The sequence below is a fragment of the Streptomyces sp. NPDC056160 genome, from assembly GCF_042268205.1.
Classification (GTDB): Bacteria; Actinomycetota; Actinomycetes; order Streptomycetales; family Streptomycetaceae; genus Streptomyces.
Genome location: NZ_JBHJUW010000067.1, coordinates 14,221 through 36,756, shown reverse-complemented (window position 1 = coordinate 36,756; position 22,536 = coordinate 14,221). Strand labels below are relative to the sequence as shown.

General features: G+C 73.5%; 17 protein-coding genes. 7 read left to right on the top strand and 10 right to left on the bottom strand.

Features of this window, described 5'->3' with window-relative positions; genetic code table 11:
- The 9 genes from ACFC02_RS23980 to rsmI all read right to left on the bottom strand — a co-directional run.
- The coding region (locus ACFC02_RS23980; protein ID WP_376360857.1) for a PQQ-binding-like beta-propeller repeat protein at positions 1–1,449 on the bottom strand (1,449 nt) is incomplete at its 3' end.
- Positions 1,450–1,802: 353 nt separating this feature from the next.
- Positions 1,803–3,815, bottom strand: coding sequence for a PQQ-binding-like beta-propeller repeat protein (locus ACFC02_RS23975; RefSeq protein ID WP_376360854.1), 2,013 nt, complete (start codon positions 3,813–3,815; stop codon positions 1,803–1,805).
- 241 nt (positions 3,816–4,056) lie between these two features.
- Positions 4,057–5,877, bottom strand: a complete 1,821-nt coding sequence (locus ACFC02_RS23970) for an ABC-F family ATP-binding cassette domain-containing protein (protein WP_376360851.1) — start codon at positions 5,875–5,877, stop codon at positions 4,057–4,059.
- A 249-nt stretch (positions 5,878–6,126) separates the two neighbouring features.
- A complete protein-coding gene (locus tag ACFC02_RS23965; RefSeq protein ID WP_376360848.1) occupies positions 6,127–7,020 on the bottom strand; it encodes a 4-(cytidine 5'-diphospho)-2-C-methyl-D-erythritol kinase in 894 nt (297 codons plus the stop codon).
- On the bottom strand, positions 7,017–7,904 hold the full coding sequence (gene rsmA / locus ACFC02_RS23960) for a 16S rRNA (adenine(1518)-N(6)/adenine(1519)-N(6))-dimethyltransferase RsmA (RefSeq protein WP_376360845.1): 888 nt from the start codon (positions 7,902–7,904) through the stop codon (positions 7,017–7,019). Before rsmA ends, ACFC02_RS23965 begins: the two co-directional genes overlap by 4 nt.
- A 171-nt stretch (positions 7,905–8,075) precedes the next feature.
- On the bottom strand, positions 8,076–9,650 hold the full coding sequence (locus ACFC02_RS23955) for a ubiquitin-like domain-containing protein (RefSeq protein WP_376360843.1): 1,575 nt from the start codon (positions 9,648–9,650) through the stop codon (positions 8,076–8,078).
- Positions 9,651–9,751: 101 nt separating this feature from the next.
- Positions 9,752–10,639, bottom strand: a complete 888-nt coding sequence (locus ACFC02_RS23950) for a TatD family hydrolase (RefSeq protein ID WP_376360840.1) — start codon at positions 10,637–10,639, stop codon at positions 9,752–9,754.
- Positions 10,640–10,702: 63 nt separating this feature from the next.
- The gene (locus ACFC02_RS23945; RefSeq protein ID WP_376360837.1) at positions 10,703–11,143 is read right to left on the bottom strand and encodes a hypothetical protein; all 441 of its coding nucleotides are present in this window, start codon (positions 11,141–11,143) and stop codon (positions 10,703–10,705) included.
- A gap of 454 nt (positions 11,144–11,597) precedes the next feature.
- Entirely contained in the window at positions 11,598–12,449 is an 852-nt protein-coding gene (rsmI, locus tag ACFC02_RS23940) for a 16S rRNA (cytidine(1402)-2'-O)-methyltransferase (protein WP_376360834.1), read from the bottom strand.
- Positions 12,450–12,547: 98 nt separating this feature from the next.
- Here rsmI and ACFC02_RS23935 point away from each other — a divergent pair, with 98 nt between their 5' ends.
- The 3 genes from ACFC02_RS23935 to ACFC02_RS23925 all read left to right on the top strand — a co-directional run bounded on the left by ACFC02_RS23935 (position 12,548) and on the right by ACFC02_RS23925 (position 18,009).
- Entirely contained in the window at positions 12,548–14,299 is a 1,752-nt protein-coding gene (locus ACFC02_RS23935) for a dolichyl-phosphate-mannose--protein mannosyltransferase (RefSeq protein WP_376360831.1), read from the top strand.
- Positions 14,300–14,455: 156 nt separating this feature from the next.
- Entirely contained in the window at positions 14,456–16,078 is a 1,623-nt protein-coding gene (locus ACFC02_RS23930) for a penicillin-binding transpeptidase domain-containing protein (RefSeq protein WP_376360828.1), read from the top strand.
- A 263-nt stretch (positions 16,079–16,341) separates the two neighbouring features.
- Complete coding sequence (locus tag ACFC02_RS23925) at positions 16,342–18,009, top strand: penicillin-binding transpeptidase domain-containing protein (protein ID WP_376360825.1); 1,668 nt, start codon at positions 16,342–16,344, stop codon at positions 18,007–18,009.
- A gap of 76 nt (positions 18,010–18,085) precedes the next feature.
- Here the strand turns inward: ACFC02_RS23925 and ACFC02_RS23920 are convergent, their stop codons facing one another.
- Positions 18,086–18,445, bottom strand: a complete 360-nt coding sequence (locus ACFC02_RS23920) for an SsgA family sporulation/cell division regulator (RefSeq protein ID WP_376360822.1) — start codon at positions 18,443–18,445, stop codon at positions 18,086–18,088.
- A gap of 182 nt (positions 18,446–18,627) precedes the next feature.
- On the opposite strand from ACFC02_RS23920, the gene ACFC02_RS23915 reads away from it, so the two are divergent.
- The 4 genes from ACFC02_RS23915 (at position 18,628) to ACFC02_RS23900 (ending at position 22,510) form a co-directional block, all read left to right on the top strand.
- Positions 18,628–19,683 (top strand): energy-coupling factor ABC transporter permease, encoded by a 1,056-nt coding sequence (locus ACFC02_RS23915; protein ID WP_376360819.1) that lies wholly within the window; start codon positions 18,628–18,630, stop codon positions 19,681–19,683.
- Position 19,684: 1 nt separating this feature from the next.
- A complete protein-coding gene (cbiQ, locus tag ACFC02_RS23910) occupies positions 19,685–20,446 on the top strand; it encodes a cobalt ECF transporter T component CbiQ (RefSeq protein WP_360977961.1) in 762 nt (253 codons plus the stop codon).
- Positions 20,443–21,195, top strand: coding sequence for an energy-coupling factor ABC transporter ATP-binding protein (locus tag ACFC02_RS23905; protein ID WP_376360815.1), 753 nt, complete (start codon positions 20,443–20,445; stop codon positions 21,193–21,195). Before cbiQ ends, ACFC02_RS23905 begins: the two co-directional genes overlap by 4 nt.
- Positions 21,196–21,262: 67 nt before the next feature.
- Entirely contained in the window at positions 21,263–22,510 is a 1,248-nt protein-coding gene (locus ACFC02_RS23900) for a serine hydrolase domain-containing protein (RefSeq protein ID WP_376360812.1), read from the top strand.
- Positions 22,511–22,536: the final 26 nt, after the last annotated feature.

Below are 22,536 nucleotides of genomic sequence, written 5' to 3'. Positions count from 1 at the left end.
GGCGTGTGTGTGGCACCCCCGCGGGCGGTCCGCGGTGTCTTGGCCTATCACCGCCGTGTGGCGGGGGCCCCCGCCGCGGGCGGCGCCCCCCACGAGCGGGTCGGCCGAGACGATCCCCGCGTACTCGATGCCCTTGGCCAGCTTGTAGTCCGAGACGACCTTCCCCGACTTCGGGTCGATGGTCTGGATGTGCAGCTGACGCTGGCCGTACGTGCCGCACTTGCGCACCGCGACCAGTTTCCGGCCGCCGCCGTAGCCGGCGTCGTAGCAGGTGTCGCCGGGCTTGGGGGCCCACAGCTGCTTGCCGTCGGCGAGGGCGAAGGCGGCGCCGCCGCTGGTGCTGCCCACGGCGACGGTGCTGCCGCCGCCGATGGTCACGTTGTTGAGGTTGACCGGCGCGTCCCCCGACTTGACCTGCCGGGTCCACAGCTTCTTGCCGGCCGCGAGGTCGATCACCGCGACCTGGCTGCAGCCGTGCGAGGGCTTGGCCTTGGTGGGCATGGCGGGCTCGTACAGGATCGCCGTCCTGTCGTTCCCCGTGACGTGGCGGGTGGCCTGGCAGACCGGGCCGGGCAGCTTGAGCGACCACCGCTCGGTGCCCTTGACCGGGTCGTAGCCGACGATCTCGGCGTTGCCCGTCTTGGCGTACACCTTGTCGGTGAGCCAGGAGCCGGTGGTGGCGGTCGTGTCGTCGACGGCGGGCACCGGCAGCTGGAACAGGACCTTGGCGGCCGGGTTCGAGGGCACCTTCTCCTTGCCGCCCGTCGCCGTGCCGCCGCCGGACTTGTCGCCGCCGCCGGACTTGTCTCCGCCGTCGGAGGAGGCGGTGTCCTTCTTGCCGTCGCCACCGGACGAACTCGCGTACCAGACGCCGCCACCGACGATCAGGGCGATCGCGGCGACGGCCGCGACGATGATCAGCAGCTGCTTGTTGTCCCTGCGGCCCGCTCCGCCCCCGCCCGGCACGCCCGCCTGCGGCTGCGTCGGGGCCGCGGGGTGTCCGGGCCCGCCCGGGTAGCCGTAGCCCGGCTGAGCGGGCTGCCCCGGATACCCGTAACCGGGCTGCGCGCCGTACGCGTTCGGGGCCGGGGCCGGTGTCGGCGACTGACCCGGGTAGCCGTAGCCCGCGGGGGGCTGCGGAGGCTGGGGTGCCTGGGGCGCCTGGGGTGCCTGGGGTGCCTGGGGTGCCTGGGGTGCCTGGGGTGCCTGGGGGTAGCCGTACCCGGGCTGGGGCTGCTGAGGGGGCTGCGGATAGCCGTAACCCGGCGCCGGCTGCGGGGGCCCGGCGAAGTCGGGGCCGCCGGGCGCGGGCGGTGCCTGCGACGGCGGAGCCTGCGGCGGCACCCCCGGCTGCCCGGGCGGCTGGTCCTGCGGCCCATCGCCCGCAGGCGGACCAAACCCGCCCTGGTGGGGCGGCTGCTGGGGCGGCGGGGGCGGTGGTTGGGTCATGAACGGATGCACCTCTGAACGACGGGAACGACGGGAACGACGACGACGGGCACGGCACTACGGTCGGCAACCGGGCCGGGGCCGAGCGGGGGCCCAGGGGCAGGGCGGGAGACGAAGCCGACGGCCCTGGGCGGTGCCGGGGTCCGGCAGGACTGCCGGACCGGCCGGCGCGGACTGCCCGCCCGGCCGGGCACCGCCTGCCGGCAGGTGGCCGGGGCTCCGGGCGAGCCGGGGCGGGGCTGCCTGCGGGCGGCCCGGCCGCCGGGCGGCCCGGGTGCTGCGGTGGCCCGGGGGCTGCGGTGGCCGGGCCGGGTCGGGCCGGTGGCCGGGCCGGGTTGCGGTGGAGGGTCGGCTCACTTGGCGAAGGCGAGCATCAGTTTCTCCTTCGTCTTGTCGTTGCCGTTCAGCCGGGTCGTGGAGATGTAGAAGCGGCCGTCGACCCAGTCGACGTCCCGGGAGAAGAAGCCGTTCTCGATCCGCGCGGTGCCCTGCGGGTTCTGCAGCAGCTTGACCGGAGTGTGGTTCGAGCCGCCCGCCGCCACGGACACGACCTGGCCGCCCTGGTCGTACGACGGCTCGACGTAGGCGATGAGCTGCCCGTTCTCCACCTTGAGCGGCATCATCGAGGTGTCCGAGGGCGACTTGACGCGCCACTTCTCCTTGCCGGTGGCGAGGTTGACGGCGACGATCTCGTTGGGGCCGCTCGTGGCCTTCGTGGGCAGGTAGAGGGTGCCCGCGTCGGCCGCCACGCCCCGGCAGCCCTGGAGTTCACGGTTGAGGATGGCCCAGCCGCACTCGGGGGCGAAGGTGCCCTTGACGTCGGCCTGCGAACGGACTGACCCGTCGCTGTTCAGGGTCGACAGGTTCCAGTGCTTCTTGTCCTCGTCGGTCGAGTACAGGACCAGCGGGTCGACGGAGTAGGTCCGCTGCACCGACCAGCCCTTGGGGATCTTCCGGGTCCACCTGGCCTTGCCGGTGGCGGGGTCGAGTTCCTGCACCTCGTCGTGGGCGCTCGCGCCGCCCGCCCCGCAGGAGGCGACCGAGACCAGCCGGGCGCCGCCCGCGAACGCGGTCGGGAAGCAGGCCTGGCCGTACTTCGTCTTCTCGTACATCTTGGCGCCGGTGTCGACGTTGTACGCGACACCGGACTGCGAGCGGCCCACCATCAGCGTCTTGCCGGTGACGGACAGCTCGACGGTGAGTGCGCTGTCGAACAGCGCGCCGTCGGCGACCGTCGCGGTCCAGCCCTTCTTGCCGGTGTCCAGGTCGATCTGCTGGAGCTGGTTGCACTTGGCGCGGTCGCTGGTACCGCTCATGTACGCCACCACGGCCTTGTCGTCGGCCGTCTTCTGCTCGGTCACCGCGCAGATCTTCTGCGGGAAGGTGATCGGCGCCCAGGCCGGCCTGCCGTCCCCGACGTCGTACGCGAAGACCTGCTTGTAGGCGGCCTTCACCGCCGCCTTGCCGGTGATCCACATGCCGGGGGCCTCGGCGCCGCTGCCGGGCGCGTCCGGGGCCTCCTTGTACCAGAGCACCCGGGCCTCGCCCGCCTTGCGGCCCTGGTTGAGGTCCGCCGGGTCCTTGGCGCCGTCGCCGCTGCCGTCACCGGGGTCGACCGGCGCGTTCGAGGCCGCGCCCGTGGACCCGGACGCCTTGGCGTCGCCGCTCTGCTGCGCGACCGGCTTCTTCTCGCCGTCGCCACCGCCTGTGACGGCCCACACGGTGCCGCCGACCACCGCCAGCGCGGCCACCGCCGCCCCGATGACGAGGGCGGGCCTGTTCATGAAGGGGTTGCGGGAGCCGCCGCCGGGCGGCGGGGTGCCGGGCACACCGGGGAACTGCGGCTGCGGGTAGCCGTATCCGGGCTGCTGCCCGTACGGGCCCGGCTGCTGCGGCGGACCGTACGGGCCGGGGGCGGGGGCGCCGGGTGCTCCGTAAGGGCCCTGGGCGCCGGGTGCTCCGTAAGGGCCCTGGGCGGCGGGTGCTCCGTAGGGACCCGGCTGGGCGTTCGGTCCCGGCTGCGCATAGGGGCCGGGCTGGGCGTTCGGTCCCGGTCCGCCGTAGGGGCCCGGCTGCCGGGTGTGGCCGTAGCCCGGCTGGGGCTGTTGCGGGTAGCCGTAGCCCGGCTGGGGCTGTTGCGGGTAGCCGTAGCCGGGCTGGGACTGCGGCGGGCCGGCCGGGGGCGCGGTCTGCGGGGGCTGCGGTGCGCCCTGCGGCGGGTGGGCCGGGGGCGGGGGCGTGGCCTGCCGCGGGTCATTCGCGGCGCCGGCTCCGCCGCCCTGCGGTGGTTGCGGCTGCGAAGCCCCGTCCTGTGGCGGCGGTGCTCCGAAGCCGCCCTGCGGCGGCTGACTGGGCGGCTGAGTCATCAGCGCGTCCCCCCTCGTTCACTGATTTTTAGCCACGCCCCGAGATCCGTGGCAGACACGGATGGTTCCGGGCAGGGTCCCAACGGCCCTTTCTATCACTGGCCGCCGACACCCCACCGCGCCGTGGCCGCCCCCGTTCCCAAGGGAGAACCGGCCTGTGATGGCCTCGTTACGCGCCTGCCCAGGCCTTCACGCGTCCTCCACGCGGCGCACGCGCCCCGTCGTGCACGCCGTGCGCTCGCTACGCGTCCTCAGCGAGTTCGAGCCAGCGCAGCTCCAGTTCCTCGCGCTCGGCCGCCAGGTCGCGCAGTTCGGCGTCGAGTTCGGCCACCTTCGCGAAATCGGTGGCGTTCTCCGCGATCCGGGCGTGCAGGGTGCCCTCCTTCTCGGAGATCTTGTCCAACTGCCGCTCGATCTTCTGGAGTTCCTTCTTGGCGGCGCGCAGTTCGGCGGCGCTCTTCTCGGGCGCGGCGCTCTGGCCGGCGGCGGGCGCCGGCGCGGCGGCCGGGGCGACCGCGGCCTGCTGCTCCATACGGTGGCGCCGCTCCAGGTACTCGTCGATGCCGCGCGGCAGCATCCGCAGGGCGCCGTCGCCCAGGAGCGCCTGCACCGTGTCGGTGGTGCGCTCGATGAAGAACCGGTCATGGGAGATGACGATCATCGAGCCGGGCCAGCCGTCGAGCAGGTCCTCCAGCTGCGTGAGGGTCTCGATGTCGAGGTCGTTGGTGGGCTCGTCGAGGAAGAGGACGTTGGGCTCGTCCATGAGCAGGCGCAGCAGCTGCAGCCGCCGGCGCTCGCCGCCGGACAGGTCACCGACCGGCGTCCACTGCTTCTCCTTGCCGAAGCCGAACGTCTCGCACAGCTGCCCGGCGGTCATCTCCCGGCCCTTGCCGAGGTCGACGCGCTCGCGCACCTGCTGCACGGCTTCCAGGACGCGCAAGGCGGGGTCGAGTTCGGCGACCTCCTGGGACAGGTAGGCCAGCTTGACGGTCCTGCCGACGGCGATCCGGCCGCCCGCGGGCTGCGTCTCGCCCTCGGTGCGCGCCGCCTGCTCCATGGCCCGCAGCAGGGAGGTCTTGCCCGCGCCGTTGACGCCGACCAGGCCGATGCGGTCGCCGGGGCCGAGCTGCCAGGTGACGTGCTTGAGCAGCACCTTCGGGCCGGCCTGGACGGTCACGTCCTCCAGGTCGAACACGGTCTTGCCGAGCCGGGAGGACGCGAACTTCATCAGCTCGCTCCTGTCGCGGGGCGGGGGGACGTCGGCGATCAGTTCGTTGGCGGCTTCGATGCGGAAGCGGGGCTTGGAGGTCCGGGCGGGGGCGCCGCGGCGCAGCCAGGCCAGCTCCTTGCGGACCAGGTTCTGCCGCTTGGTCTCCTCGGTGGCGGCGATGCGCTCGCGTTCGGCGCGGGCGAAGACGTAGTCGGAGTAGCCGCCCTCGTACTCGTAGACGGTGCCGCGCTGCACGTCCCACATGCGGGTGCAGACCTGGTCGAGGAACCAGCGGTCGTGGGTGACGCAGACGAGCGCGGAGCGGCGCTCGCGCAGGTGTCCGGCGAGCCAGGCGATGCCCTCGACGTCGAGGTGGTTGGTGGGCTCGTCCAGGACGAGCAGGTCCTGCTCCTCGATGAGCAGCTTGGCCAGCGCGATGCGGCGCCGCTCGCCGCCGGACAGCGGGCCGATCACGGTGTCCAGGCCCTTGGGGAAGCCCGGCAGGTCGAGCCCGCCGAACAGCCCGGTCAGCACGTCGCGGATCTTGGCGTTGCCCGCCCACTCGTGGTCGGCGAGGTCGCCGATGACCTCGTGCCGGACGGTCGCCTCCGGGTCGAGCGAGTCGTGCTGCGTGAGCACGCCGAGCCGCAGCCCGCCCGCGTGCGTGACCCGCCCGGTGTCGGCCTCCTCGGCCCTGGCCAGCATCCGGATCAGCGTCGTCTTGCCGTCGCCGTTGCGCCCGACGACCCCGATCCGGTCCCCCTCGGACACGCCGAGCGACACACCGTCGAGCAGGGCACGCGTGCCGTACACCTTGCTGACGTTCTCGACATTGACCAGGTTGACGGCCATTTCACTCCTGCCCGGGGGGATGGATCGACTTTCAAGCGTAGGGCCTGCCGGAGGAGGCCTGGGCGTGGGAGTGTCATCACTCTTTGTGACGACGTGATCGGGATCGCCGCACACCCAGATGATCGACGGGAGCCTGGTCTTCGTGAGTCCGCCGCGCTACTCCCACAGCCTCGTCATCGAGCGGCTGAAGCTCACCGTCCCCTTCGACATCGACCTGACGGAGATCGGCCTTCTCTGCTCGCGGCTCACTCAGACGATCGTCGCTCCCATCGCCGGAGCCGCCGCGACCCGGGCGGCCCTGCACGTCCCCGAGGCGAGCAGCGCTCCCGCCACCCGCGCCCCCGTCTCCTCGTCGGGCACCAGGAACGCCGTCGTAGGCCCCGACCCCGACACCAGCCCCGCCAGCGCGCCCGCCGTGCGGCCCGCCGCGAGGGTGTCCGCCAGGGACGGCCGCAGGGAGAGCGCCGCGGGCTGGAGGTCGTTGGTGAGCGTGGCGGCCAGCGCGTGGGCGTCGCCCTTCGCCAGGGCGGCCAGCAGGTCCGCCGAGGCCACCGGTTCGGGGATCTCCCGCCCCTGCGCCAGCCGGTCGAACTCGCCGTAGACCGCGGGCGTGGACAGGCCGCCGTCGGCGACCGCGAACACCCAGTGGAAGGCGCCGCCCACCTCCAGCGGCGTCAGCCGCTCCCCGCGCCCGGTGCCCAGCGCCGCCCCGCCCACCAGGCTGAACGGCACGTCGCTGCCCAACCCGGCGCAGATGTCGAGGAGTTCGTCGCGCAAGGCGCCGGTCCCCCACAGCGCGTCGCAGGCCACCAGCGCGCCCGCGCCGTCCGCGCTGCCGCCCGCCATGCCGCCGGCGACGGGGATGTCCTTGGTGATGTGGATGTGGACGGCGGGAGCGCGGCCGTGGCGCTCGGCGAGGACCTCAGCGGCGCGGGCGGCGAGGTTCGTGCGGTCCAGGGGGACCTGGCCGGCGTCCGGGCCCGCGCAGGTCACGCGCAGTTCGTCGGCCTCGGTGACGGTGATCTCGTCGTACAGGCCGACGGCCAGGAAGACGTTCGCCAGGTCGTGGAAGCCGTCGGGACGGGCGGCGCCCACCGCGAGCTGTACGTTGACCTTGGCGGGGACGCGGACGGTGACGCTCACTGGGCTTCGGGCTCCTCGGGTCCGGCGGCGCGGTGCTCTGCGATCCGCGCGAACTCCTCCACGGTCAGCGACTCGCCGCGTGCCTGCGGCGACACCCCGGCGGCGACCAGCGCCGCCTCCGCCGCCGCCGCCGACCCGGCCCAGCCGGAGAGCGCGGCCCGCAGGGTCTTGCGGCGCTGGGCGAAGGCCGCGTCGACGACCGCGAACACCTCGCGCCTGGTGGCGGTGGTCTTCAGGGGCTCGCTGCGGCGGACCAGGGACACCAGTCCGCTGTCGACGTTCGGGGCGGGCCAGAAGACGTTGCGGCCGATGGCTCCGGCGCGCTTGACCTCGGCGTACCAGTTCGCCTTGACGGACGGCACGCCGTACACCTTGGAGCCGGGGGCGGCGGCGAGCCGGTCGGCGACCTCCGCCTGCACCATGACGAGGGTGCGTTCGATGCTCGGGAAGGTGTCGAGCATGTGCAGCAGCACGGGGACGGCGACGTTGTACGGCAGGTTCGCCACCAGCGCGGTCGGGGCGGGGCCCGGCAGTTCGGCGACGTGCATCGCGTCGCGGTGGACGAGCGCGAACCGGCCGGCGCGCTCGGGCATGCGCGCGGCGATCGTGGCGGGCAGCGCGGCGGCGAGCACGTCGTCGATCTCCACCGCGGTGACCCGGTCGGCGGCCTCCAGCAGGGCGAGCGTGAGGGAGCCGAGCCCCGGCCCGACCTCGACGACCACGTCCTCGGGGGTGACGTCGGCGGTGCGGACGATGCGGCGGACCGTGTTCGCGTCGATCACGAAGTTCTGGCCGCGCTGTTTGGTGGGGCGGACGCCGAGGGCCGCCGCCAGCTCGCGGACGTCGGCGGGGCCCAGCAGGGCGTCGGGGATGGGGCTGCTCACGGCACAAGGGTACGGGGCGCCGGGTCCTGCCCCGCCCGCTCCGGCACCCGCACCTGCCGCCCCCTCCCGGCGAGGACCCCGGCGGCAGAGGCCTCACCGGGGATCTGACCGGCGCCTCACCGGGGCATCACCGCGGTCTCACCCGGGCCTCACCGGGGGACCCACCGGGGCCTACGAACGCAGCCGGTCGCCGCAGTGCGGCCAGGGGGCGGCGCCCCGGCGCACGTAGAGCTTCTTGGCGCGGTACGTCTGCTCCTCGGCCGGGGCGTCCTGGGGGCGGCCGGCGCCGCCGAGGCCGCGCCAGGTGCCCTGGTCGAACTGGTACAGGCCGCCGTAGGTGCCGGAGGGGTCCTGCGCGTCGGGGCGGCCCCCGGACTCGCACTGCGCCAGCCCCTGCCAGTTCAGGTGGTCGGCGCCGCGCACCGACGGCGGGTGCGGCAGGGTGCCGACCTTCACGATCTGCGTCCTGGGCGCGCGCACCACCTCCGACTCCACGCGCCGCGGCCGCTGCCGCACGCCGTTGACCGAGCGCAGCGCGTACGTGACCCGGCGCACGCCGGGCCGCCCGGTCCGTTCGACGACCTCGGTGCCGAGGAACAGGGTGGGGTCGGCGGTGCGCCGGACGCTGAACGGGATCGGCTCCTCGCGCACCTCCCGGCCGCCGGTGATCCGCAGCACGGTGACCGTCTGCCCGTCGCGCGGGAAGCTGTCCGGCGGGACGGAGGTGGTGTCCTGGCCGCGCAGGGTGACCCCGGCCTCCTCGACCGCCTCCCGCACGGTCGCCGCGTTGGTGCGGACGGTGCGCGGACGGCCGTCCGCCATGACCGTGACGGCACGCTCGGTGCGGACCTCGAGCGTGAGGCCGGCGCGTCCGATGAGCCGGGAGCGTGCGGCGGACAGGTACGCGCCCTCCGCGCGCACCCCCCACTCTCTCAGCGCGTCCGCCACCGTGCGCGCCGTCGTCCACACCTCGCGCCGGTGCCCGTCGAGGGTGAGCCGCACGGGGCGCCCGTAGCGCACCACGACCTCTCCACCGCTGGTGAGCGCCGTGCCGGGAGCCGGGACCACCGCGTCGTGCTCGCCCACCCGTACGCCCTCCTGGGCGAGCAGTTCCGACACGTCGTCGGCGAAGGTGTGCAGGCTGCGCGGCCTGCCGTCGACGCTGAGGTCGACCGCCTTGTCGTTGGCGACGAACGCGGTGGTGCCGCCCGCCAGGAAGGCGACCACCAGCGCCTGCGGCAGCAGCCGCCGCAGGCCCGTCTCGGGCAGGTGCGCGGGGCGCGGGCCGCGCCGCCGCGCACGCCGGCGCCCGCCCCGCTCGGCCGCCTGCCGCGGTACCACCGGCAAAACGGCGGAACGCCGGCCCGCCGGCGACCGGTCCGCCGGCGACCGGTCCGCCGCCTCGTAGGCGGGCCGGTAGGTGTCCTGGTACGGCGGTGGGGTGGGCAGCGGTGCCGGCAGCGGCGGCGGCCCGCCGGGGTCGTAGGCCGTCGTGGACACCCGGTACGGCTCCTGCTCCCCGTACGGCCCATACGGCTCGGGCGCCGGTCCGTACGCCGGTCCGCGCACCGCTTCGCGCACCGCTTCGCGCGTCGCTGCGTACGCCGGTTCGCGCATCGCCTCGTACGCCGGTTCGCGCGGCTCGTACGCCGACGCGTACGGCTCGTGCGGCGCGTACGGTTCGTACCGTTCGTACGCCTCACAGGCTTCGTACGCCTCGCATGTCTCGTACGGCGAGCTGCTCAACCGACACACTCCTGGGGCCGAGATCGGGGCCCCCAGAACCTAGCGGAGCGCCCGTCACTCTCCAAAGCGGCGCGGCTACGCTCAGTGTGCGCCGGAGCGGGTCAGTAGCCGAAGGCGCGTGCGGTGTTGGCGGCGAGCGCCGTGGCCAGCGCGTCCTCGTCGATGCCCCGCACGGCGGCCATCGCACGCACCGTCACCGGCACGAGATACGGCGCGTTGGGCCGTCCGCGGTAGGGCGCCGGGGTGAGGAAGGGCGCGTCGGTCTCCACCAGGACCAGTTCCAGCGGGGCGACGGCGAGGGCGTCCCGCAGGTTCTGGGCGTTCTTGAAGGTGACGTTGCCGGCGAAGGACATGAAGTAGCCCGCGCGGGCGCACACCTCGGCCATCTCCGCGTCGCCCGAGTAGCAGTGGAACACCGTCCGCTCGGGCGCGCCCTCCTCCTTGAGGACCCGCAGTACGTCGGCGTGGGCGTCGCGGTCGTGGATGACGAGCGCCTTGCCGTGCCGTTTGGCGATCTCGATGTGGGCGCGGAAGGACCGCTCCTGCGCCTCCTTGCCCTCCGGCCCGGTGCGGAAGTGGTCGAGGCCGGTCTCGCCCACGCCCTTGACGTGCTCCAGCGCTGCCAGGCGGTCGATCTCGGCGAGCGCCTCGTCGAGGGCCGCGTCCCCGCCCGGCTGCCGGGCACCCTGCCGCGACCAGCCGTCGGGGTCGCCGTGGACGATGCGGGGTGCCTCGTTTGGGTGCAGGGCGACCGCCGCGTGGACGCCGGCGTAGGCCGCGGCCGTCTCGGCGGCCCAGTGCGAGCCGCGTACGTCGCAGCCGACCTGGACGACCGTGGTCACGCCCACCGAGGCGGCCTTGGCCAGGCCCTCCTCGACCGTGCCGGACTGCATGTCGAGGTGGGTGTGGGAGTCGGCGACCGGTATCCGCAGCGGCTCCGGGAGCGGAGGCGCCGCGGTCTTGTCGGCCTTGTCGGCGTTCGAGGGCATGCCCCGATCCTACGAAAGGGGCAGGCCGTCGCGGATCTGCCGGTCACCCGCCCCCGGACGCCGTCAGTCCTCCTTGCGGTGGAACGGGTGCAACAGGTCGGACAGGTGCCAGTGGTGCTCCGCCGGCTTGCGGTCCGCCGCCTCCTCCCCGGGCGCGGACTCGGGCAGCGGGGCCGTCACGGGTCCCGCGGGCGCCTGGTGCCGGTGGTGCGCGTGCTCGGGCTCGTGCAGGTGGCTCTGCGCGGACGAGACCCGGCCGGCCCGCATGATGCGGACGACGTGACCGTCACAGTTCTTGCAGCTCGGCCTCGTCAACGGCGACGGCACGATGCGGCCGTCCGCCACGTACCGCACGAACTCGTTGCCGTCGGCGTCCCTGTGGTGCTCTATCTCGTAGGACTGCTCCCATCCGTGCCCGCAGCGCATGCAGGCGAAGGAGTACGACTCGTTGACGACGGCGGTGGCCGAACCGCGGTGGGCGGCCTGCCCTGCGATCTCGCTCATGCCAGCTCCTCGTGTCCGCTGGACGAAGGGACGGGTACGTCCCTTCCCCCAGTTGACGCCTCCACCAGCGTGAACGCACCGGCCCTGTCGAGTGTTGGACCCGATTTGGGCGACGCTTGCCCAAGGGTCCCCTGAACGGCAGGTCTCGCTTTGCTTTTCCGAAACGTCGCTTTACTCCCTCATGGGGCGTGCGCTCATGGGAGATACGCCCTGCTCAGAGGGGGTGTGAGCGAAGTCTCGCGACGCTCGCGCGGACGCTCCGCGTCAAGGCACGTCCGCCGCGTCACCCGCAACACTCGGCACTCCGCACCACCCGCAAGCCCGGTACCGCCGCCGCACCACCCGCAAGCCCGGTACCGCCGCACCACCCGGGCATGCCCGGCGTCACCATGTCTCCACGGATGCCCGGCATCGCCGCGTAGCCGCGTCACCACGGATGCCCGGCATCGCCGCGTCACCCCGAGTGCTTGGCCGCCACCACCGCGTCGAACACCTCGCGCTTGGGCAGCCCGGCCTCGGCGGCGACCGCCGCGATGGCCTCCTTGCGCCGCTCGCCCGCCTCCTCCCGGACGCGCACCCGCCGCACCAGCTCCTCGGCGCCGATCTCCTCGGGCCCCTTCTCCGGCGCGCCCTCGACCACGACCGTGATCTCGCCGCGCACCCCGCCGCTCTCGTCGGCCCACGCGGCCAGCTCGCCGAGCCCGCCGCGCCTGACCTCCTCGTACGTCTTGGTCAGCTCGCGGCACACGGCCGCCCGCCGGTCGGCGCCGAACACCGACGCCATCGCGGCGAGCGTTTCCACGATGCGGTGCGTGGACTCGAAGAAGACGAGGGTGCGCCGCTCGCCCTCGACCTCCCGCAGCCGCGACAGCCGCTCGCCGGTCTTGCGGGGCAGGAAGCCCTCGAAGCAGAACCGGTCGACCGGCAGCCCGGACAGCGCCAGCGCGGTGAGGACGGCGGACGGCCCGGGGACGGCGGTGACCCGCACGTCCTTCTCGACGGCCGCCGCGACCAGCCGGTAGCCCGGGTCGGAGACGGACGGCATCCCCGCGTCCGTGACCAGCAGCACCCGGGCCCCGCCCACCAGCTCCTCCACCAGCTCCGGGGTGCGGGCGGACTCGTTGCCCTCGAAGTACGACACGACGCGCCCGCGCGGGGTGACACCGAGCGCCTGCGCGAGGCGGCGCAGGCGCCGGGTGTCCTCGGCGGCGATCACGTCCGCCTCCGCCAGCTCCGCGGCGAGCCGGGGCGGCGCGTCCTGGACGTCGCCGATGGGAGTACCTGCCAGAACAAGGGTTCCTGTCACGTCCCCCATCCTCTCAAGCACGCGCGGCGGCGGACGCGTCCCCACCCGCAGACGCCCATGCACGGGACTCGCACAGCGCCGTTCCCTACGATGGCGCGGTGACCAGTACCGCGTCCTCCACGGACACCCGGCAGGACCTGGCCCCGCACGACGGACGCCCGGCGTGGCAGCGGCGGCTGCGCCGCTTCGGCCACACGGGGGAGCCGGCGGGGCCCGCAGCCGACGTGCGCGAGCGCCTGGTGCCGCCCTTCACGCGGCCGGGCCCGCGGCTGTGGGCGGCCCTGGGCGTCCCGCAGGCCTTCGGCGCGCGCCTGGCGCGCTGGTCGGACTGGGGCGGCCCGCTGCTGGTCACGCTGTTCGCGGGGGTGCTGCGGTTCTGGAACCTGGGCAGCCCGAAGGCGGTGATATTCGACGAGACGTACTACGCCAAGGACGCGTGGGCGCTCGTCCACCGCGGGTTCGAGGTCAACTGGGACAAGAACGCCAACGACCTGATCCTCAGCACCGGCGGCCACGTCACCATCCCGGCCGACGCGTCGTACGTGGTGCACCCGCCGGTCGGCAAGTACGTGATCGGCCTGGGCGAGCTGATCTTCGGGTTCGACCCGTTCGGCTGGCGCTTCATGACCGCGCTGCTGGGCACGCTCTCGGTGCTGCTGCTGTGCCGGATCGGCCGCAGGCTGCTGCGCTCCACCTTCCTCGGCTGCCTGGCGGGCACGCTGATGGCGGTGGACGGCCTGCACTTCGTGATGAGCCGCACCTCGCTGCTCGACGGGGTGCTGATGTTCTTCGTACTGGCGGCCTTCGGCTGCCTGCTGGTCGACCGCGACCGGGCCCGCGAGAGACTCGCCGCCGCCCTGCCCGCGGGCGCGGACGGCCGGATCCGGCCCGACGCGCACACGGCGGACACCCTGCGCCTGGGCCTGCGCCCCTGGCGCTGGGCGGCGGGCCTGATGATGGGCCTGGCGATCGGCACCAAGTGGAACGGCCTGTACATCCTGGTCGCGTTCTGCGTGATGACCGTGCTGTGGGACGTCGGCGCCCGCCGGACCGCCGGCGCCCGGCACCCGTACCAGGCGGTGGTCCGCCACGACCTGGGCTGGGCCTTCCTGGCCACGGTCCCGGTGGCCGTCGTCACCTACGTCTGGTCGTGGGCCGGCTGGATCTTCTCCCCCACCGACGGCACCGGCGGCTACTTCCGCAACTGGGCGGCGACGGACGGCCGCGGCAGCTCCTGGTCATGGCTCTTCCCGGACTGGTGGCGCAGCCTGTGGCACTACGAGTCCGAGGTCTACAAGTTCCACGTCGGCCTGTCCTCGCCGCACACCTACCAGTCCAACCCGTGGAGCTGGATCGTCGACGGCCGTCCGGTCTCGTACTTCTACGAGTCCCCCTCGCCCGGGACGGCGGGCTGCCCGGCCGACGCGGGCGACAAGTGCGCCCGCGAGGTCCTCGCCCTGGGCACCCCGATGCTGTGGTGGGCGGCCTGCGCCGCGCTCGTGTACGTGCTGTGGCGCTGGTTCTTCCGCCGCGACTGGCGCGCGGGCGCGATCGCCTGCGGCGTCGCGGCCGGCTACCTGCCCTGGTTCCTGTACCAGGAGCGCACGATCTTCTTCTTCTACGCCGTCGTCTTCGTGCCGTTCCTCTGCCTGGCCGTCACGATGCTGGCCGGCGCCCTGCTCGGACCGCCCGGCTCCACGGACACCCGCCGGGTGGCCGGCGCCACCGGGGCGGGCGTCCTGGTCCTGCTGATCGTCTGGAACTTCATCTACTTCTGGCCCCTCTACACCGGCACCGCCATCCCCATCGACGACTGGCGGGCCCGTATGTGGCTGGATACGTGGGTCTGACACGGATCGGCTGATCTCTCTTCGGACACCATCCGGCAACACCCGCCACGCAGGTCTCGCGATCCGCATACAGTGCCTGGGACGCACCGTCTTTGAACGCGTTCAACAACCCGCGCGGGCGAAGGCACCAGTGAGGGACCGGGGAGGAGCGCGCTCATGCGCAAGGGCACCAAGGCCGCCGTCATCGGGGGTGTGGTCGTCGTGCTGGTCGGGGGAGCCGCGTACGGCGGGTACAACATCATCTCGGCGCTGGAGGGCGACGCGACGTCCGGCACGGCCGCGCCCGCGAGGACCGGGCCGCCGAGCCGGGACGAGGTGAAGGACACCACGTCGAAGTTCTTCGCGGCCTGGGAGAAGGGGGACGCGGCGAAGGCCGCGACCTACACCAACTTCCCGCAGGCGGCCACGGAACTGCTGTCCTCCTACGGGCACGAGGCGCACATCACCGGGGTGAAGATCGCCCCGGGCACCGTCTCCGGCACCACCGTGCCCTTCTCGGTCAAGGCCACCGTGTCCTACGGCGGCAAGTCCGCGCCGCTCGCCTACAGCAGCAGGCTGACCGTGGTGCGCGGGCAGACCAGCCACCAGCCGCTGGTCGACTGGCAGCCCGCCCTCGTGCACCCCGGCCTGAAGAAGGGCGACACGCTCGTCACCGGCGACTCGGCCGCCCCGCCGATCGAGGCCGTCGACCGGCACGGCACCGTCCTCACCAAGGACACGTACCCCTCGCTCGGGCCGATCCTGGACGAACTGCGGGACAAGTACGGCGACAAGGCGGGCGGCACCCCCTCCGTCGAGCTGAGCATCCACCACGCGGACACCGAGGCCGCCGAGACCCCGCTCGCCACCCTCGCCAAGGGCCGCCCCGGCAAGCTGCGCACGACCCTCAGCGCGAGCGCGCAGGCGGCGGCCGAGAAGGCGGTGGAAAAGTTCTCCGAGTCGTCCGTGGTGGCCGTCGAGGCGTCCACCGGCGAGGTGCTGGCGGTCGCCAACCACCGCGAGGACGCCTTCAACGCGGCGTTCCTCGGCCGGCTCGCCCCGGGATCCACGATGAAGATCATCAGCGCTGCGACCCTCATCGACAACGGCATCACCAAGGCCACCGGGCCCGCCCCCTGCCCCGACAAGGCGGTCTGGCAGAGCCAGACGTTCCACAACCTTCAGGGCATGCGGCCGAACGAACAGGCCACCCTCTCCGAGAGTTTCGCGCGCTCGTGCAACACGGCGTTCGTGAAGTACGCGGACGAGGTCAAGGTGGACTCCCTCACCCACGAGGCCCAGGACCGCTTCGGGCTGGGCCGGGACAACTGGAAGACCGGCATCCCCTCCTTCGACGGCTCGGTCCCGGCGTCCGGGGGCCCGGACACCGCCGCCAACATGATCGGGCAGGGCAAGGTGCAGATGAGCCCGCTGAACATGGCCTCGGTGACGGCGACCGCGATGACGGGCGCCTTCCGGCAGCCCGTCATCGTCTCCCCCGGCCTGGACGACCGCGAACTGGCCACGGCCAAGGGCCTGCCGGCCGGCACGGTCACCCAGTTGCGGCAGATGATGCACCGCACCGCGACGACCGGGACCGCGGCCGCCGCGATGTCCGGCCTGAGCGGCAGCATCGGCGCGAAGACCGGCTCCGCCGAGGTCGACGGGCAGGAGAAGTCCAACAGCTGGTTCACCGGCTACCGGGGCGACGTGGCGGCGGCGGCCATGACCCAGGAGGGCGGCCACGGCGGCGACGCGGCCGGTCCGATCGTAGCGGCAGTGCTCCGCGCGGCCGGCTGAGGCACCTCCGCCCCCGCCCCGCCGCCTTCTGCCTTCTGCCTTATGCGGAAGGGGCGCGCACCTCCACTGCACCGCCCCGCGTGCGCCGGAGCGCCGTATGTCGCAGGTTGGCTACGGACGGCTCGTGACGGCCATCCCCCGGGGCCGGGCCCCTAGGGTGGTGGGCGTCGTCGGTCCGTGCGGCGCGGCCGCGCGGGACATCCGCGGGGACGAGGACCTGGACGACGGCAGCGGGAGACCGGGAGCGCGGAGGACGGACGGCAGTGGGCAAGAGAAGGCGCGTCGCCGAGCGACGGAGGACGAGACCCGCCGTGGTCGGCGGGGTGATCGCCGTGGTCGTCGGCGGTGTCGCGGTCGGTGCCTACACGCTCTCCGGCGGCGGCGCCGAGGCGGAGGGCAGGACCGCGTCCGCCGCCACCCAGAAGAAGGTCAGGACCGGCCCGGTGACGGCCCTGGAGACGCAGACCACGGCCGGGAGGTTCCTGACGGCCTGGCAGCAGGGCAGGACGGCCCAGGCGGCGGCCTCGACCAGCGACTCCGCGGCGGCCACCGCGCTGCTGGCCGGCTACGCCAAGGACGCGCACCTGACGGGCCTCACCCTGACCGAGGGCACCCCGAGCGGCGGCAAGGTCCCGTTCTCCGTGAAGGCGACGATCGCGTACAAGGGCGTGAGCAGGCCGCTGGCCTACGACAGTGCGCTGACCGTCGTACGCCGGGCGGCCGACGGCGCCCCGGTCGTCGACTGGCACGCCGCGCTCGTCCACCCCGACCTGAAGGACGGCGACACCCTGGTCACCGGGGAGTCCGGCACGCCGCCGGTCAGGGCCCTCGACCGGGACGGCGGCGCGATCACCACGGCGGCGTACCCGTCGCTGGGCTCGGTCCTGGACGGGCTGCGCGCGAAGTACGGGAAGACGGCGGGAGGCAGGGCCGGCATCGAACTGCGCGTGGCGCGCGGCAAGGCGTCGAAGAAGGCCGGACTGTCCGACAAGACCCTCGCCGAACTGAGCAAGGGCACCCCGGGCACCGTGCACACGACGCTGAACCCGTCGCTCCAGTCGGCCGCCGAACACGAGGTGGCCGGACGCGACCGCGCCTCGGTCGTGGTGCTGCGCCCCTCCACGGGGGAGATCCTCGCGGCGGCGAACAGCGGACACGGCTTCGACACCGCGCTCCAGGGGTCCCTGGCGCCCGGCTCCACGATGAAGGTCATCACCTCCTCGCTGCTGATCGACAAGGGACTGGCGTCCGCGGACAAGGCACACCCGTGCCCGAAGACGTTCACCTACGGCGGCTGGAAGTTCCACAACGACGACGACTTCGAGATCAAGGGCGGCACGTTCAAGGCGAGCTTCGCGCGCTCCTGCAACACGGCCTTCATCAGCCAGGCGGGCAAGCTGAAGGACGACGACCTGACCCGGCAGGCCCAGGACGTGTTCGGCCTGGCGCGGGACGACTGGGCGATCGGGGTGCCGTCCTTCGACGGCGCGGTGCCGGTGCAGTCGGCCGCCCAGAAGGCGGCCTCGCTCATCGGCCAGGGCGGGGTCCGGATGAACCCGCTGAACATGGCGTCGGTGGCCGCGACGGTCAAGGCGGGCACCTTCCACCAGCCCTACCTGGTCTCCCCCTCCGTCGACCACCGCAAGACGGCCTCGGCCTCGCGCACCCTGTCCGCCTCCACCCTGTCCCAGCTGCGGGAGCTGATGGCGTACACCGCCTCCTCGGGCACGGCCGCCCAAGCCATGGCCGGACTCGGTCCGGACTACGGGGCGAAGACGGGCTCCGCCGAGGTCGACGGGCAGAAGAAGCCGAACGGCTGGTTCACCGCCTACCGCGGCGACCTCGCGGCGGCGGGCGTCGTGCAGGCGGGCGGCCACGGCGGCGACACGGCGGGCCCCATCGTGGCGGCACTGCTGAAGAAGGGCGCCTGACCCCGGCGCGAGGGAGTGCGACGGGGCCCTGCCGGGCCCTACCGCGCGAGGGAGTGCGACGGGGCCCTGCCGGGCCCTACCGGTGGACCATCTCCGTGGCCGGCACGGCGGTGTACGTCCGCCGCAGGAACCTGAGCAGCGACTTGGTCTCGAACTGCACCACCGCGACGCCCCGCGCCAAGTGGAACTCCACCACGGTCTGCACCCGGCCGCACGGCCACACCCGCACCTCACCGGTGCCGGCCGGGGCCCGCAGTCCCTGTTCGAGCAGCGACCGGGGGAAAGTCCACTCCCGGAAGCCGGGCAGTGCGATCCGGACCGAGCGCGGGTCGTCCTCGGTGTCGTGGCGCAGCAGGACCGGGACGGAGCAGTGTTCGTCCCGCTGATCGTCCTCGGTGACGATACGGGCTCGCGCGTACTGTTCGACTACAGACATCGGACGGCCCCTCACACTCAGTGGCGGCTGCGTAAGGCATTTATCAACTCAGTCTCAAATGTCCCATATTTTCTGATTTATGCCTGTTGGTCCGTTCCCGCTCCGCACGGGAGCACATCCCAGGCAGATGCCGCCCTCCTCTCTCTTGCAAAGAGTTCGCAACACGCCACTATCATCGAACGGTGCATGTGCCTGACGGATTCATCAACGCCCCCACCTCCGCCGTGACCGGAGTGATCGCCGCCGGTGCCGTGGCGGTGAGCCTGCGGGGCGCGCGCCGCGAACTCGACGAGCGGACCGCGCCGCTGGCGGGGCTGGTCGCCGCGTTCATCTTCGCGGTGCAGATGCTCAACTTCCCCGTCGCGGCCGGCACCAGCGGCCACCTCCTCGGCGGAGCGCTCGCGGCGATACTCGTGGGCCCCTGTACCGGGGTCCTGTGCGTCTCCGTCGTCCTGCTCATGCAGGGCATCCTCTTCGCCGACGGCGGGCTGACCGCCCTCGGCGTCAACATCACCGACATGGCGATCGTCACCACGGTCGTGGCGTACGCCGTCTTCCGCGGCCTGGTGAAGGTGCTGCCGCGCCGCCGCCGCTCCGTCACGGTCGCCTCCTTCGTGGCCGCGCTCGTCTCCGTCCCGGCCGCCGCCGTCGCCTTCACCCTGATCTACGCCGCCGGCGGGACCACGGACGTGGCGATCGGCAAGGTCGCCACCGCGATGATCGGCGTGCACGTCCTCATCGGCATCGGCGAGGCCGCGATCACCGCGCTCACCGTCGGCGCCGTCATCGCCGTACGCCCGGACCTGGTGTACGGGGCGCGCGGCCTGGAGCAGCGCCTGAAGCTGCGCGTGAACGGCGAACTGGTCGACGCCCCGGCCCCCGCGCCGGCCCCGGCCCCCGCCGCCGCCCGGTCCCACCGCAAGCTGTGGATCACCGGCCTGGTCACCTCCCTGGTCCTCGCCGGGTTCGTCAGCTTCTACGCCTCAGCGAGCCCCGACGGGCTGGAGAAGGTCGCCCACGACAAGGGCATCGACAAGAAGGAGGAGGCGCACTCCTCCGCGAACTCCCCGCTCGCCGACTACGGCGTCAAGGACATCTCCGACGCACGGCTGTCCGGCGGGCTCGCGGGCGTGATCGGCGTCGGCGTCACCGTCGTCGTCGGCAGCGGTGTCTTCTGGATCGTCCGCAGGCGGCGTACGGCAGGCCCGGAGACCGCCTCCTCCCAGGCCTCGGCCTGACATGGGAGCGGGTCACGCGCACCGGCTGTACCGGGCCGGGGACTCCCCCGTGCACGGACTGCCGCCGCACACCAAGCTCGCCGCGGCGTTCGCGTTCGTGGTGGTCGTCGTGTCCACCCCGCGCGAGGCCGTGTGGGCGTTCGCGCTGTACGCCGTGCTGCTGGCCGCCACGGCGGCGGTGGCCCGGGTGCCGGCCGGTTTCCTGCTCAAGCGGCTGCTGATCGAGGTCCCGTTCGTGGCGTTCGCGGTGCTGATGCCGTTCGTGGCCGAGGGCGAGCGCACGCACGTCCTCGGGCTCTCGCTCAGCGTGAACGGCCTGTGGGGCGCCTGGAACGTGCTCGCCAAGGGCACCCTCGGCGTCGCCGCCTCCGTCCTGCTGGCGAGCACGACGGAGCTGCGGGAACTGCTGCTGGGCCTGCAACGCCTGAAACTCCCGCCGCTGCTGGTGCAGATCGCCTCCTTCATGATCCGCTACGGCGACGTGATCACCGACGAGATGCGCCGCATGCGCATCGCCCGTGCCTCCCGCGGCTTCGAGGCGCGCGGCGTGCGCCACTGGGGCGTGCTCGGCAAGTCCGCGGGCGCCCTGTTCATCCGCTCCTACGAGCGCGGGGAGCGCGTCCACCTGGCCATGGTGAGCCGCGGCTACGCCGGTTCCATGCCGGTCATCGACGAGGTGACCGCCTCCCGGGCGCAGTGGTCGTACGCGCTCGCCCTGCCCGGTGCGGCGCTCGTCGTCTGTGTGCTGGGATGGACGCTATGACTGCGCCTTCCCTGGAGGTCTCCGGCCTCGCCTTCGCCTATCCCGACGGCCACCAGGCCCTGTTCGGCGTGGACTTCAGCGTCGCGCGCGGTGAACGGGTGGCGCTGCTCGGCCCGAACGGCGCCGGGAAGACCACCCTCGTCCTGCACCTCAACGGCATCCTCGGCGGCGGCGCGGGCACGGTGACGGTGGCCGGGCTGCCGGTCGGCAAACAGCACATGACCGAGATCCGGCAGAAGGTCGGCATCGTCTTCCAGGACCCGGACGACCAGCTCTTCATGCCGACCGTGCGCGAGGACGTGGCGTTCGGTCCGGCGGCTGCCGGGCTGAAGGGGCCCGAGCTGGAGCGGCGGGTGCGCACGGCCCTGGAGCGGGTCGGCATGGCCGGCTTCGCCGACCGGCCGCCGCACCACCTCTCCTTCGGCCAGCGCCGCCGGGTCGCCGTGGCCACGGTGCTCGCCATGGAGCCGGAGATCCTGGTCCTGGACGAGCCGTCCTCCAACCTGGACCCGGCCTCCCGGCGCGAGCTGGCCGACGTGCTGCGCGCGTTGGACGTCACCGTCCTCATGGTCACGCACGACCTGCCCTACGCCCTCGAACTGTGCCCGCGCTCGCTGATCCTCAGCGACGGGGTGATCGCGGCGGACGGCCCGACCGGCGCGCTCCTCTCCGACGAGGCGCTGATGCGCGCCAACCGTCTGGAACTCCCCTTCGGCTTCGACCCGCGCTCGGTGACGACCGGCGCGTGACCCGAGGAATCGCAGGCGTCAGGTCTGTGTTGCACTCACTGTCGCAGGCGGCGGACGGATACGAGTGATGAGTGGCAGGAGTGCGGGCGTGGACGTGGACGTGGACGGTGCGGTGGCCGAGGGCTTCGAACCGGTCCGGGAAGCGTTCGCGGAGAACTTCACCGCGCGCGGCGAGCGGGGCGCGGCCCTCGCCGTGTACCGGGACGGGCACAAGGTCGTCGACCTGTGGGCCGGGAGGCGCGACGTCGACGGCACGGACGGTAGGACCGGCACGGACGGTGCGACCACCGGTGCCGGGGCCGCGGCGCCCTGGGAACACGGCACCGCGCAGATCGTGCGCTCCGCGACGAAGGGCGTCGCCGCGGCCGTACTCCTGCTGCTGCACCAGCGCGGGGAACTGGACCTGGACGCACCGGTGGGGGCGTACTGGCCGGAGTTCAAGGCGGCGGGCAAGGAGAGGGCCCTGGTGTGGCACCTCCTCGCCCACCGCGCGGGCGTACCGGTCCTGGACCGGCCGCTCACACCCGCCGAGGCCCTCGACCCGGAGCCGGGCGCCCAGGCGGTCGCGGCCCAGGCGCCGGTGTGGGAGCCGGGCACGGACCACGGCTACCACCCGCAGACGTACAGCTGGCTGACCGGCGAACTGGTGCGGCGGGTGACGGGCGAGCCGATCGGTGCCTGGATCGCGCGCGAGATCGCCGGACCGGTGGGAGCGGACCTGTGGGTCGGGCTGCCCGGGAGCGAGGCCGGGCGCGTGGGCCGAGTCGGGCCCGTCGAGGCGCCGGGCCCCACGGGCGGCGGGCTGCGCGTCCGGCCCAAGCGGTCGGTGGCCGAGGCGTACGCCGACCCCGCCTCGCTCACCCGGCGGGCGTTCGCCGCGATCACCCCGCTGCCCGACGAGAACGACGCCGCCTTCCGCGCGGCGGTCCTGCCCGCCTCGAACGGCATCGCCACGGCCGACGGCCTGGCCCGCTTCTACGCCGCGCTGATCGGCGAGGTCGACGGCGGCAGGCGCCTGTTCACGCCCGGGACGGTGGAACTGGCCCGCGCGGAGCGGTCCGCGGGCCCGGACCGGGTGCTGGTGGTGGGCACCCGGTTCGGTCTCGGGTACATGCTGCACGGCGGCGCGTCCCCGCTGCTCGGCCCCGGCTCCTTCGGCCACCCGGGCCGCGGCGGCGCCCTCGGCTTCGCCGACCCGGAGGCGGGCATCGCCTTCGGCTACGTCACCAACGGCTTCCGTAGCGGCGTGACGGCGGACCCGCGGGCCCAGGCCCTCGTACGGGCGGTGCGGACCGCGGCGGCGCGGCAGGCCTGACGCCCCCGGCACGCCCCGGCTCGTCC